We start from the raw sequence: 14,019 nt of genomic DNA, 5'->3' as shown, positions 1-14,019 counted from the left end.
CGGCAATGCGTTCGCGAAGAGCAACAGGTGGGGCGAAATACACCCCAATTGCCTGTCATTAGCGCAGCCTCGTCAGACTAACTTGCTGATAATTCAGCCCCTGACACGTTGTCGTATCAAAGGAATGGACGCCTCCACTGTTTAAAAGGTTCACATTTTTTACGGCACATTGCCACCCTTGTCCGACGAGCAAGGGCGCGAACGGTGGCTGCACGGCCCTGATTTGAGCTATAATCCGCGCCCTTTTTTGAATCAATCGTCAGGCGATTTCCCATGACCCATCAGGCCGCCGAAGTCGCGAAACGCCGCACTTTCGCCATTATTTCCCACCCCGATGCGGGTAAAACCACCATCACCGAGAAGCTCTTGCTGATGGGCAAGGCGATTGCGGTCGCCGGTACGGTGAAATCGCGAAAGTCCGACCGCCATGCCACCTCCGACTGGATGGAAATGGAAAAGCAACGGGGTATTTCGATTACCACGTCGGTCATGCAGTTCCCGTATCGCGACCACATGATCAACCTGCTCGACACCCCGGGCCACGAAGACTTCTCGGAAGACACCTACCGCACATTGACGGCGGTCGACTCGGCGCTGATGGTGCTCGATGGCGGTAAAGGTGTTGAGCCGCGGACCATCGCCCTGATGGACGTTTGCCGCCTGCGTGACACGCCGATCGTCAGCTTTATCAATAAACTCGACCGTGACATTCGTGACCCGATCGAATTGCTCGACGAGATCGAAGCCGTCCTGAAAATCAAGGCAGCGCCGATCACCTGGCCGATTGGTTGCTACCGCGACTTCAAGGGTGTTTACCACCTGGCAGACGACTACATCATCGTCTACACCGCCGGGCACGGTCATGAACGTACCGAAACCAAAATCATCGAAAAGCTCGACTCCGACGAAGCCCGCGCCCATTTGGGTGACGAGTACGATCGTTTTGTCGAACAGCTTGAGCTGGTGCAGGGCGCCTGCCACGAGTTCAACCAGCAGGAGTTCCTCGACGGGCAACTGACCCCGGTGTTCTTCGGTACGGCGTTGGGCAACTTCGGTGTCGACCACGTGCTGGACGCGGTGGTTGACTGGGCACCGATGCCGCTGGCCCGTGTGGCCAACGAGCGTGTGGTTGAGCCGGTTGAAGAAAAATTCAGCGGCTTCGTGTTCAAGATCCAGGCGAACATGGACCCTAAACACCGCGACCGTATCGCCTTTATGCGCATTTGCTCGGGCAAGTACGAAAAGGGCATGAAGATGCGCCACGCGCGTACTGGCAAAGACGTGCGCATCGGCGATGCGCTGACGTTCTTCTCCTCCGAGCGTGAACAGCTCGAAGAAGCCTACGCGGGCGACATCATCGGTTTGCACAACCACGGCACCATCCAGATCGGTGACACCTTCACCGAGGGTGAAAACCTTAGTTTCACCGGTATCCCGCACTTCGCCCCGGAACTGTTCCGTCGCGTGCGTCTGCGCGATCCGCTCAAGTCCAAGCAGTTGCGCCAAGGCTTGCAGCAACTGGCCGAAGAAGGCGCCACCCAGGTGTTCTTCCCGGAGCGCAGTAACGACATCATTCTGGGCGCCGTCGGTGTGCTGCAGTTCGACGTGGTCGCGAGCCGCCTGAAAGAAGAATACAAAGTGGAATGCTCCTACGAGCCAATCACTGTGTACTCCGCGCGCTGGATCGACAGCAGCGATAAAAAGAAGATGGAAGAGTTCAGCAACAAGGCCGTTGAAAACCTGGCCGTCGATGGCGGCGGACACCTGACTTACCTGGCCCCGACCCGCGTCAACCTGGCGTTGATGGAAGAGCGTTGGCCAGAAATCAGCTTCCGCGCAACGCGTGAGCACCACTAAGCGCTCCGGCGTTTACGGGTTAAAAAAGCGAAGCCTTCGGGCTTCGCTTTTTTTATGCCTGGCTATTCCAAACAGGTCTATCGCCCGCTTTAAGTGGTGTTGGTGTTGCTGACGGCCAGGGCGGCAGCTCTGGCAATGACAGCAGCGATGCCGACGATGGCGACAGCCAGACATAAACCCTGACTGGTCACTTAACTCTGTGGGAGCGGGCTTGCTCGCGATAGTCGTTAACGATGACGCGTTTTGCCGAATAAATGAGGCGCTCTAAAGGCCATCGCGAGCAAGCCCGCTCCCACTCTTATTAAGTGAACTGCATTGGCGCCTACAGCCAGGGTTTTGCGCTATGCCTGCAAAAACAGCTCCGCGTGATGGCAAGCCACTTGCCGGTTATCCAGCACACGCAATGACGGCTCATGAGTGCTGCAAAACTCGGTCGCGTACGCGCAGCGCTTGTGGAAGGCGCAACCAGAGGGCGGGTTGAGCGGGTTGGGCAGTTCTCCGGTGATTTTGATTTTCGGCTTGAGCGGGTCCGGGTGGATGGTCGGGGTCGCCGACAATAGCGCCTGGGTGTAAGGGTGCAGCGGCCGGGTGTAGATTTCTTCTTTGGGGCCCATTTCTACCGGGCGGCCCAGGTACATCACCAGCACTTCATCGGCCACATGCCGCACCACCGCCAAGTTGTGCGAGATGAAGACGTAAGCGGTGTTGAACTCTTGTTGCAAGTCCATGAACAGGTTGAGCACCTGCGCCTGAATCGACACATCGAGCGCCGAGGTCGGCTCATCGGCCACCAACACTTTGGGTTGCAGCATCATGGCCCGAGCCAGGGCGATGCGCTGGCGCTGGCCACCCGAGAACATGTGCGGGTAGCGGTGGTAATGCTCAGGGCGCAAGCCGACCTGTTTCATCATGGCCTGGACTTTCTCACGGCGTTCGCTGGCGCTCAGGGCGGTGTTGATCAGCAGCGGCTCGGCCAGTTGGTCACCGACCTTTTGCCGTGGGTTGAGTGAGGCGTAGGGGCTTTGGAAGACCATCTGCACGTCTTTGCGCAGTTGCTTGCGTTCGGCCTTGTTGGCGCCTGCAACTTCTTGCCCGGCTATTTTCAATGAGCCCGAAGAGGGTTCTTCGATCAGGGTCAGGGCGCGGGCGAGGGTTGATTTACCGCAGCCGGATTCACCGACCACGGCCAGGGTTTTGCCGGCTTCAAGTTCAAAAGACACACCGTTGAGCGCACGGACCACGGCATGGCCTTTGAACAGGCCGCGGGACACTTCGTAATGGCGGGTCAGATCACGGGCAGTCAGAACAACAGTCATTACGCCACCTCCTGGTTCAAGGGGAAGAAGCAGCGCACCTGGCTGTGAGCTTTGGGTTCAAGGGCCGGGCGTTGCTGGCGGCAGGTGTCTTGCACGTACGGGCAGCGCGGGGACAGCAAGCAGCCCTGCGGGCGGTCGTAACGGCCGGGGACGATGCCGGGCAAGGTCGCCAACCGCGCAGCGCCCATGCTGTGTTCCGGGATGGCCGCCAGCAATGCTTCGCTGTACGGGTGCGCCGGGACGTCAAACAGCCCCGGCACGTTGCCGACTTCGACCGCTTGGCCTGCGTACATCACGCACACGCGCTGTGCGGTTTCAGCGACAACGGCGAGGTCGTGGGTAATCAGCACCAGGGCCATGTCCTGCTCGCGTTGCAGGTTGAGCAGCAAGTCCATGATCTGCGCCTGAATGGTCACGTCGAGCGCGGTGGTCGGTTCGTCAGCGATCAGCAGTTTGGGTTCGGCGGCGATGGCCATGGCGATCGCAACGCGCTGGCTCATGCCCCCCGACAACTGGTGTGGATAAGCCTGCATGCGGCTGGCCGCAGCCGGGATCTCGACTTTTTCGAGCAGTTCGATGGCGCGTTTGCGGGCGTCTTTTTTCGACATCTTGAGGTGCAGGCGCAGCACTTCTTCAATCTGGAAACCCACGGTGTAACTGGGGTTCAAGGCGGTCATCGGGTCTTGAAAGACCATCGCCATGTCTTTGCCGACCACTTGCCGGCGTTGACGCGGGCTGAGGGTCAGCATGTTTTTGCCGCCGAAGGTCAGGGCGTCGGCGGTGACAATGCCGGGGGCTTCGATCAGGCCCATCAGCGCCATCATGGTCACGGACTTGCCCGACCCCGATTCACCGACAATGGCCAGTACTTCGCCTTTATCCACAGACAGACTCAAACCATCGACAACCGGCACGGCGTTGGCGTCGCCAAAACGAACGTTGAGATTCTTGATTTCTAGCAGTGACATGGGAATCTCCTCAGGCGGCGTTTTTGAGTTTCGGGTCCAGCGCATCGCGCAGACCGTCGCCCATCAGGTTAATTGCCAGCACGCTGAGCAAAATGGCCAGGCCGGGCAGACTCACCACCCACCAGGCACGTTCGATGTAGTCACGGGCCGAGGCGAGCATGGTGCCCCACTCGGGCGTTGGCGGTTGCACGCCCAACCCCAGAAACCCCAGGGCAGCGGCGTCGAGGATCGCCGACGAGAAGCTCAAGGTTGCCTGTACGATCAGCGGCGCCATGCAGTTGGGCAGCACGGTGATAAACATCAGGCGCGGCAAGCTGGCACCGGCCAGGCGTGCAGCGGTGACGTAGTCACGGTTCAGCTCGCCCATCACGGCGGCGCGGGTCAGGCGCACGTAGGACGGCAGCGAGACCACGGCAATCGCGATCACGGTGTTGATCAGGCCAGGGCCGAGGATGGCGACAATCGCCACCGCCAGCAGCAACGACGGCAAGGCCAGCATGATGTCCATTAAACGCATGATGCTGGGGCCCAGCAGGCGCGGGAAGAACCCGGCGAACAGGCCCAGGATCACCCCCGGAATCAGCGAAATCACCACCGATGACAAGCCGATCAACAGGGACAGGCGCGAACCTGCGATCAGGCGCGAGAGCATGTCCCGGCCCAGTTCGTCGGTGCCCAGCAAAAATTGCCAGTTGCCGCCTTCCAGCCACACCGGCGGGGTGAGCAAGAAGTCGCGGTATTGCTCGCTCGGGTTCTGTGGGGCGACCCACGGGGCAAACACCGCGCAGAACACGATGAGGCTCATGAACATCAGGCCCGCCACCGCGCCTTTGTTTTTCGCGAAGGCGTGCCAGAACTCTTTGTACGGGGAGGGATAAAGCAGGCTTTGATCCACTTCTGTGCTATTGGTCGAGGTACTCATGATCAGGATCTCAGCGCTGGTGACGGATGCGTGGGTTGGCAAAGCCGTAGAGGATGTCCACCACGAAGTTGACCAGAATCACCAGGCAGGCGATTAGCAGGATGCCGTTTTGCACCACGGGATAGTCCCGGGCGCCAATGGCTTCGATCAGCCATTTACCGATACCGGGCCACGAGAAAATGGTTTCGGTGAGCACGGCACCGGCCAGCAGGGTGCCGACTTGCAGGCCGACCACGGTCAGCACCGGGATCAGCGCGTTGCGCAGGCCGTGCACAAACACCACCCGGGCAGGCGACAGGCCTTTGGCGCGGGCGGTGCGGATGTAGTCTTCGCGCAGCACTTCGAGCATCGATGAACGGGTCATGCGCGCAATCACCGCCAGCGGGATGGTGCCCAGCACGATGGCAGGCAGGATGATGTGGTGCAGCGCATCCCAGAACGCTTCGGGTTCGTCGCTGAGCAGGGTGTCGATGAGCATGAAGCCGGTTTTCGGCTCGATGTCATAGAGCAGGTCGATGCGCCCGGAAACCGGGGTCCAGCCCAGGCCCACGGAGAAGAACATGATCAGGATCAGGCCCCACCAGAAGATCGGCATCGAATACCCCGCGAGGGAAATGCCCATCACCCCGTGGTCAAACAGTGAGCCGCGCTTGAGGGCTGCAATGACACCGGCCAGCAAGCCGAAAATGCCCGCGAACAATAGCGCCGCACCCGCCAGCTCAAGGGTGGCGGGGAACAGCGCGGTGAATTCGGTCCACACGCTTTCACGGGTGCGCAAGGATTCGCCGAGGTCGCCGTGGGCGAGTTTGCCGACGTAATCAAAATATTGCTCATAGAGCGGTTTGTTCAGGCCCAGACGTTCCATGGCTTGAGCGTGCATTTCGGGGTCGACGCGACGCTCGCCCATCATGACTTCGACCGGATCGCCGGGGATCATGCGAATCAGGGCGAAGGTGAGCAAGGTGACGCCGAAAAACGTAGGGATCAACAGCCCTATTCGGCGGGCAATAAAACTAAACATCGTGTGGTGTTCCTCATCAGCCGGTCAGGCAGTTCGCCAGTGTCGGGGTGGACGCTGGCGGGTATTTTATTGTTCTACTTCACCTGGGTTGTGGCGAAATTATTATGGGTCAGTGGGCTTAAAGTGTAGCCCTCGACGTTTTTACGCATGGCTGTAAACAGCATAGGGTGGGCGACGTTGATCCAGGGTTGTTCTTGATGAAATACCACCTGTGCTTGTTCATAGAGTGCCGCCCGCTCTGCGGGTTCACTGCTGTTGCGGGCTTTGGTGATCAGGTCCTCGAAGGTTTTATTGCACCAGCGTGAGTAGTTTTCGCCATTTTTAGCGGCCTCACAGCTCAGCAGCGGGGTGAGGAAGTTGTCTGGGTCGCCGTTGTCACCGCCCCAGCCGGTTGAAACCAGGTCGTGTTCGCCTGCTTTGGCACGCTTGAGCATTTCGCCCCATTCCATGACCCGGATGTCGAGTTTGATGCCGACTTTGGCCAGGTCTGACTGCAGCAACTGGGCGCCGAGCATCGGGTTGGGGTTGGTCGGGCCGCCACCATTGCGGGTGAACAGGGTGAAGGTGGTGCCTTCAGGCACACCGGCTTCCTTGAGCAGGGCGCGGGCTTTGTCCAGGTCGCGAGGCGGGCTTTGCAGGGTGGTGTTGAACCCCAGCATCGTCGGCGGGTACGGGTTGATGGCCAGCAGGGCGTTGCCTGCACCGTGGACGCTGTTGAGGTAGGTTTGCTTGTCGAACGCCATGTCGATGGCCTGGCGCACCCGCACATCGCTGAGGTACTTGTGGCTGGTGTTCATGGCGATATAGCTGGTCATCAGCGCCGCCAGTTCGTCGACCTTGAGGTTAGGGTCCTGGCGGATATTTTTAACTTCGTCGGGCTTGGGGTAGAGGGCGATCTGGCATTCGTTGGCCTTGAGCTTTTGCAGGCGTACGTTGCTGTCGGTGGTCACGGCGAAAATCAGGTTGTCGCTCGGTGGCTTGCCACGGAAGTAGTCCGGGTTGGCCTTGAAGCGCACTTGGGCGTCTTTGTTGTAGCGCACGAAGATAAACGGCCCGGTGCCGACGGGTTTGCTGTTGAGGTCTGCGGTTTTACCGGACTTGAGCAATTGGTCGGCGTATTCGGCGGAATAGATCGAGGTGAACGGCATGGCCACGTCGCGCAGAAACGGCGACTCGGCATGGTTGAGGGTGATCTTGACCGTCATGTCGTCCACTTTTTCGACGCTTTTGAGCAGGTCTTTAAAGCCCATGCTTTCGAAGTAGGGGTAGCCTACCAGCGAGAGCGCGTGCCATGGGTGATTGGGGTCGAGCTGGCGCTGAAAGCTCCAGATCACATCGTCGGCGTTCAGGGTGCGGGTCGGTGTGAAGTAGTCGGTGGTTTGAAACTTCACCCCGGGGCGCAGGTAAAAGGTGTATTCCAGCCCGTCCGGGCTGATGTCCCAGCGCTCTGCCAGGGCTGGCTCAACATCGGTAGTGCCCGGCTTGAAGTCGACCAGCCGGTCAAGGATGGTTTCTGCCGAGGCGTCAGCGGTCACCGCCGTGGTGTATTGAACGACATCGAACCCTTCGGGGCTGGCTTCGGTGCACACCACCAGGGTTTTGGCGTTAACACTCACGGCGGCACTGAGCAGTGCGGCGGCAAGGGCGGTGCGCAGTTGGTATTTTTTCATGGCAACCCTCTCCTGATTAATTGAGCCTGCCAAGAACGGCGCGGGCTGTTTGAGCCCGCTGCTGTTCTGTCGAGCGCTATAAGACGTTTACAGAATATTGAACGGTATGGTCGTGACCACGCGGAACTCATTGATGCTGCCGTCAGACTGGTTTTTGCTGGCACGGTGCGTGGTGTAGGTCGCGCGGATGGCCGTGGCTTTCAATGGACCGCTTTGAATTGCATAGGATGTGCCAACGCTGTACTCCGAATGCTTTTCACCGTCCATGTTGCGTACATCATAGGCGGTGCCCTTGTAGTGGGTACCGTCGATGTCCCAACCGCGGGCGTGGTAGGCGTTGAATTTCAGGCCAGGAATACCGTACTGCGCCATGTTGATGCTGTACGCCAGTTGCAGTGACTTTTCGTTCGGGCCGTTGAAGTCCGACAGCAGCGAGTTGGCCAGGTAAATGCCGTTGGTTTCGTGCAGGTAGTCGAAGTACTCGTCGCCGACCACTTGCTGGTACGACAGGCTCACGGTGTGGGCTTGGTGGGTCAGGCCGAAGGCCAGGCTGTAAGTGTCGTTGTTGATCTCGCCCATGGCTTTTTTGCCGGTGTCGAGGGTCTTGTAGTAGTTGAAGTTGGTGTTCAGGCCCAACACGGCATTGTCGCCCCAGTCATGCACGGCACCGACGTAGTACTGGTTCCAGAAGTCTTCGACGTGGGTAGCAAACAACGAGGTTTTCAGGCTGCTGAACGGCTGATAGCTGAGGCCTGCGACACTGGCACGATCTGTTTCGACCCCGAGGGCGCCATATTCACTGCGGAACTTGCTCAAGCTTTGTTCAGTGCGCGGCGAGACGCGATCAAAGGAACCCGCGTCGACAATCAGGTTGTTGAACTCTTCGCTGCGCAAACCCACCCCTTGAAAGCTTGAAGGCAGTGCACGGTTACCGATCACATCGATAGTGGGGCTGCTGAAGTTCTGTCGGCCTACGGTCAGTGTGGTGTTGGAGACACGCGCCTTGATGTTCGCCAGGCCCAGCTTGCTCCACTGGCCAACCGCATCGCCGTCGCTGCGGCTGAGGGTACGGTTGTTATTGCCGGCGATGTGATGGGTATCGCGATCCAGGGCGATGGCGTTGTACGCCGCCACTTGGGTGCTGAAACCCACGGTGCCCTGGGTAAAGCCCGAGCTGAAATCAAGGATGGTGCCTTGGGTCCAGTTGATCCGGCGCGGCGTGGTTTTGCTGGTGCCATGATCGTTGTAGGTGAACTGGCCACCCCGACGTTTAAGCTCGTTCGCATACCAGTTGCGCGTGGTGCCGCTCAGGCTGCTGCTTTCGACAAAACCCTCAGCTGTACTTTGCTCGCTGGCTTCGGATTTAAGCTGGGTGCCGATAAATTCATCGGCGTGAGCGGTTGTACTGAGGCTGCTGATGGCCATGGCTAACAGCGCGGTACTTGTAAGTTTCATGGTTGAGGCTCCTGTGCTTTTTTATTGTCGTTTTTGTTATGCGTTACAGCTGTGTGGCTCCGTTTAGAGCGTTGGAACATTTGTTCGGGCAAAGCCTTGGCGGACCACCGTGGGGTGGCCTGCGCAAACGTGGGTGGGTTAAAGGGTTATTCAGTCGTCGAGGCTGACGCCCGAGAAGGTATTGCGCCCAAAGGGGCTGACCTCAAAACCCTTGACCTTGACGCTCAAGGGTTGACTGACCGTTGAGTGGGCAATCGGGGTGATCGGGACTTGTTGCTTGAGCAACTGTTGGGCCTGTTTGTACAAGACGGTTCGTTGTTCGCGGTCAGTGAGGGTTCTGGCTTTTTTGATCAGTGCTTCGTAGGTGCTGTCGCACCACCTGGAGTAGTTGTTGGCACCTATGGCGTCACAGCTGTAAAGGGTGCCGAGCCAGTTGTCGGGGTCGCCGTTGTCACCGGTCCAGCCAATGAGGCTGATGTCATGCTCGCCTTGTTTGGTGCGTTTGATGTATTCGCCCCACTCATAACTGACGATGTTGATCTTGAGCCCGATTTTGGCCCAGTCGGATTGCAGCATTTGCGCCATCAGTTTGGCGTTCGGGTTGTAGGGACGTTGCACCGGCATGGCCCACAAAGTGATTTCTGTGCCTTCTTTCACCCCGGCGGCCTTGAGCAGTGCTTTGGCTTTTTCCGGGTTGTAGGGCGCATCCTTGATGGTGTCGTCATAGGACCATTGCGTGGGCGGCATGGCGTTGACGGCCTTTTGCCCCGCGCCCTGATACACCGCCTTGAGAATGGCGTCCTTGTTGATGGCCATGTCCAGAGCCTGGCGCACGGGCAGTTGGTCCAGCGGTTTGTGCTGGACGTTGTAGGTGATGTACCCGAGGTTGAAACCGGGCTTTTCAATAACCTGCAAGGCCGGGTCGGCCTTGAGCCCGGCCAGGTCGGCAGGGCGTGGGTTCAGCGAGATCTGGCACTCGTTTTTACGCAGCTTTTGCATGCGTGCCGAGGCGTCGACGTTGATCGAAAAAATCAGGCTGTCGAGTTTGACCTGGCTGGGATCCCAATAGCCCTTGTGGGCGGCATAGCGGATGTTCGAGTCTTTTTGATAGCGCTGGAACATGTAGGGGCCGGTGCCGACCGGTTTTTGGTTGATGTCGCCAGGTTTGCCGGTGGCGAGCAGTTGCTCGGCATATTCGGCCGAGACAATCGAAGCAAAGCTCATGGCCAGGTTTTGAATAAAGGCGGCGTCTACAGCGTTGAGCGTCATGACCACGGTCAGCGGCCCGGTTTTTTCGACGCTGGCGATGTTTTTGTTAAGGCTCATGCCGCTGAAATAAGGGAACTCGGTGGGGTAGGCGAGGCGAAACGGATGGTCTGGGTGGATCATGCGATTGAAGGTGAACAGCACGTCATCAGCGTTGAAGTCTCGGGTCGGGGTAAACCATGGCGTGGTATGAAACTTGACCCCGTCGCGCAGATGGAAGGTGTAGGTCAGGCCGTCTTCAGACACCTCCCAGTGAGTTGCCAGGGCCGGAACAGCGGCGGTGCCGCCCCTTTCAAACTCGGCCAGACGGTTGTACAGCGGCTCGGCAGCATCGTTATCGGTAGCAGTGGTGTATTGCGCGGTATCAAAACCGGCAGGGCTGCCTTCGGAACAAAACACCAGGCTATTGGCCGCGTATGCGAGCGGGCTACCGGCCAGTGCGCCGGCGCTGATCAATACAGACAAAACCAGAGGTTTATGCATCACGATCCCCATCCTTTTTGTTGTTTTATGAGCGCTGACTACGCGCCTTGTGAGCGGCGTACGGGTTCAGCGCATCAGCCATCCGGCCTGATGGGCCGGCAGTGGCTAGACGTTAGAGGGCGCGAGGTATGTGAGTAAATGCGTCGGAGCTGACAATGCTGTAGGACGTTTCCGGGAGTCCTATAGCCTCTGCTGTAGTACGGGGTAGCTTAAAGATGAAGGGAAATTCTGAGTTGCTTGTAGAGCGAGTGAATGCGGCGTTGTCGCCGCATTCACGGGTTACTTATTTGTCAACGCTGACGCCGTAGAAGGACATCAAGCCCAAGGGGCTGATCTTGAAACCTTCAACGTTTTTGCGCATCGGTTGATACACCGTTGAGTGGGCGATCGGTGTGAGCGGCAGTTGTTCTTTGAGCAACTGTTGGGCCTTTTCGTAGAGTTCGGTTCGTTTCGTTTGGTCCGTGGTGTTTTTGGCGGCCGTAATCAGTTTGTCGAACTCGGGGTTGCACCACTTGGAGAAGTTGTTGCCATTGAGCGCGTCGCAGCCGAACAGGGTGCCGAGCCAGTTGTCCGGGTCACCGTTGTCGCCGCTCCAGCCAATCAGCATCGCGCCGTTTTCACCGCCTTTGGAGCGCTTGATGTACTCGCCCCACTCGTAGGTCATGATCTTGGCCTTGATGCCGATCTTGCCCCAGTCCGATTGCAGCATCTCAGCCATCAGCTTGGCGTTCGGGTTGTACGGGCGTTGAACCGGCATGGCCCACAAGGTGATTTCGGTGCCTTCCTTAATGCCTGCTTCCTTGAGCAGTTGCTTGGCTTTTTCAGGGTCGTAGGGCGCGTCTTTGATCGACTCGTCGTACGACCATTGGGTCGGCGGCAAGACGTTGGTCGCCAACTGGCCTGCGCCCTGATACACCGAATCAATGATTTGCTGTTTGTTTACGGCCATGTCCAGCGCCTGACGAACCTTGAGCTGGGCCATCGGGTTGGGTTCGTCGCTGCCTTTGATCTTGTCCATCACGTTGTAGGCGATGTAACCCGTGTTGAAGCCTGCCTGGCTGGGCATTTTCAGGTTGGGGTCTTCTTTAAGGGACTGCAGGTCTGCGGGGCGCGGGTAAATGGTGATCTGGCACTCGTTCTTTTTCAGCTTTTGCATGCGCACCGACGGGTCGGTGGTGATGGCGAAAATCAGGTTGTCGATTTTGACGTCTTCAGGCTTCCAGTAGTCTTTGTTGCCGGTGTAACGGATGTTCGAGTCTTTTTGGTAGCTCTTGAACACGAATGGGCCGGTACCGATAGGTTTCTGGTTGATGTCGGACGGGTTGCCGGCCTTGAGCAGCTTGTCGGCGTACTCGGCCGACTCGATGGAGGCAAAGTGCATGGCCATGTTCTGGATAAAGGCAGCGTCGACAGTGTTCAGAGTGAACTTGACGGTGTGGTCGTCAATTTTTTCGACTGACTTGATGTTCTTGTCCATCCCCATGTCGGTGAAGTAGGGGAATTCGGTGGGATAGGCCTTACGGAACGGCATGTCTTTGTCGAGCATGCGGTTGAAGGTGAAGAGCACGTCGTCGGCATTGAAGTTGCGGGTGGGGGTGAAGTACGGCGTGGTGTGGAACTTGACGCCGTCCCGCAAATGGAAGGTGTAGGTCAGGTTGTCCGGTGAAATGTCCCAGCTCGTGGCCAGCCCGGGAATGACGTTGGTGCTGCCGCGTTCGAACTCGCTGAGGCGGTTGTAGATCGTTTCGGCCGAGGCGTCGAAGTCTGTGCCGGTGGTGTATTGGCCGGGATCAAAACCGGCCGGGCTGCCTTCAGAGCAATACACCAGGTTGGTGGCTGCCTGGGCGAAAGGTGCGCTTGCCAGCAGGCTGGCACCCATCAATAAAGGAATGACCGCGTGTTTGAACATGGAGACCTCTTTTTTGTCATTTTTAGTGTGAGGGCGACCCGGTGAATCAGCCTCTCGATACTTACCCCATCCTGGCCGGTGCAACAGACGCATCGCGGCTCTGGGTTAACCATAGACCGTTCACGTGCAGCTGCCGTTCGATCCAGATGGGGTGTTACTTATCTAGGCTCTTGGCGGGAAAATATGTCGGCGCATGTTTGTTTGTTCGTAGGAGAACTCCTTTTTGTGCGTGGGCTATTTTATATTGCGGGCACAAAAAAGCCCTTGCAGCGTGAAGGCTGCAAGGGCTTGGGGTGTGGCAAAGTGCTTATTGCATTTGAACTTCAATCACGCCGTCGGCGCTCATGCTGACTTCGCTGGTGCCAGCTTCGACTTCAGGTGTCGGTGCGGAATCCATGGCTGCGCCTGCGGCTTTCATCATCATGGCGCTGCGCATGTAGGGCTGCGGGTAACCGTTACTGTTGAGGTTCAGGTTAACGATTTTGTAGCCCTTGCCGCCCAGGGCATCGGTGGCCAGTTGAGCGCGGGCCTTGAAGGCATTGACCGCATCTTTGAGCAATGCATCTTCGCTGGTTTTACGTGTGGCGTTGGCCACGGTGAATTGCATGTTGCCCATTTTCAGGGTTTGCATCAGTTCGCCGGTCAGCTTGGACAAGGCGGCGAAATCGGTGCTTTCCAGGCGCAGTTCAGCGCGCTCACGCCAGCCGGTGATTTTCTGGGTCTTGTTGTCATAGATCGGGTAGCTGTTGCGGTTGCCCTGGCGCATGGTCACGTCTTTGGCCTGCTTGGCCTGGCCGATGGCTTTATTCATCGCGGTGGTGATTTCAGCGGCGAGCTTGGCTGAGTCGGTGTTTTGCGCCTCGGTGTACAGCGTCACGATCATCAGATCGCGCGGCACTTCCTGACTGGCTTCTGCACGCAACGAGACCTGATTGTAATTAACCCCTTCAGCCAGGGCCGGCAGGCTGGCGAAAGCGCCGAGGCTCAGGGTCAAAAGGGCGGCAGTGCGCTGAACAGTAAACATAAAAGCTCCTTGGGTGAGGTCAGCAAGACTTATAAGACTGTAGTGGGCGGCATTCAGTTCGCCTACTTACATTTTCGATACAACTTCAGAGAAGGCCGGGGGCGCAAAAATGGGTGGGCCATAAATCT

The 14,019-nt window shown here is 58.1% G+C and carries 10 protein-coding genes; 1 reads left to right on the top strand and 9 read right to left on the bottom strand.

The annotated features are described in order from the left end of the window. The first annotated feature begins 273 nt into the window (after positions 1-273). The gene (locus tag GHO25_RS00820; protein WP_048367260.1) at positions 274-1,857 is read left to right on the top strand and encodes a peptide chain release factor 3; all 1,584 of its coding nucleotides are present in this window, start codon (positions 274-276) and stop codon (positions 1,855-1,857) included. Positions 1,858-2,198: 341 nt separating this feature from the next. On the opposite strand, the gene GHO25_RS00815 is transcribed toward GHO25_RS00820, so the two are convergent. The 9 genes from GHO25_RS00815 to GHO25_RS00775 form a co-directional block, all read right to left on the bottom strand. Beyond that, on the bottom strand, positions 2,199-3,173 hold the full coding sequence (locus tag GHO25_RS00815; RefSeq protein WP_153389594.1) for a peptide ABC transporter ATP-binding protein: 975 nt from the start codon (positions 3,171-3,173) through the stop codon (positions 2,199-2,201). Further along, entirely contained in the window at positions 3,173-4,141 is a 969-nt protein-coding gene (locus tag GHO25_RS00810; RefSeq protein WP_153389593.1) for an ABC transporter ATP-binding protein, read from the bottom strand. The genes GHO25_RS00815 and GHO25_RS00810 overlap by 1 nt, the downstream gene beginning before the upstream one ends. Positions 4,142-4,151: 10 nt before the next feature. Further along, positions 4,152-5,063, bottom strand: coding sequence for an ABC transporter permease subunit (locus GHO25_RS00805; protein ID WP_153389592.1), 912 nt, complete (start codon positions 5,061-5,063; stop codon positions 4,152-4,154). A 10-nt stretch (positions 5,064-5,073) separates the two neighbouring features. Further along, positions 5,074-6,084 (bottom strand): ABC transporter permease subunit, encoded by a 1,011-nt coding sequence (locus tag GHO25_RS00800; RefSeq protein WP_048367255.1) that lies wholly within the window; start codon positions 6,082-6,084, stop codon positions 5,074-5,076. Positions 6,085-6,158: 74 nt separating this feature from the next. Beyond that, complete coding sequence (locus GHO25_RS00795) at positions 6,159-7,754, bottom strand: ABC transporter substrate-binding protein (protein WP_153389591.1); 1,596 nt, start codon at positions 7,752-7,754, stop codon at positions 6,159-6,161. 87 nt (positions 7,755-7,841) lie between these two features. Then, positions 7,842-9,209: an OprD family porin gene (locus GHO25_RS00790; RefSeq protein ID WP_153389590.1), complete on the bottom strand. Its 1,368-nt coding sequence runs from the start codon at positions 9,207-9,209 to the stop codon at positions 7,842-7,844. 150 nt (positions 9,210-9,359) lie between these two features. Then, positions 9,360-10,958: an ABC transporter substrate-binding protein gene (locus GHO25_RS00785; protein WP_153389624.1), complete on the bottom strand. Its 1,599-nt coding sequence runs from the start codon at positions 10,956-10,958 to the stop codon at positions 9,360-9,362. Between the two features lie 283 nt (positions 10,959-11,241). Beyond that, positions 11,242-12,867, bottom strand: coding sequence for an ABC transporter substrate-binding protein (locus GHO25_RS00780; RefSeq protein ID WP_153389589.1), 1,626 nt, complete (start codon positions 12,865-12,867; stop codon positions 11,242-11,244). Between the two features lie 307 nt (positions 12,868-13,174). After that, positions 13,175-13,891 carry an SIMPL domain-containing protein gene (locus GHO25_RS00775; protein WP_153328551.1) on the bottom strand — a complete coding sequence of 239 codons (717 nt, stop codon included), beginning with the start codon at positions 13,889-13,891 and terminating at the stop codon, positions 13,175-13,177. Between the last annotated feature and the right edge of the window lie 128 nt (positions 13,892-14,019).

This window comes from Pseudomonas sp. FSL R10-1350 (genome assembly GCF_009600525.1).
Taxonomy (GTDB): domain Bacteria; phylum Pseudomonadota; class Gammaproteobacteria; order Pseudomonadales; family Pseudomonadaceae; genus Aquipseudomonas; species Aquipseudomonas helleri.
The sequence above is the reverse complement of the archived record's forward strand: the minus strand, read 5'-3'. Positions and strand labels throughout refer to the sequence as shown.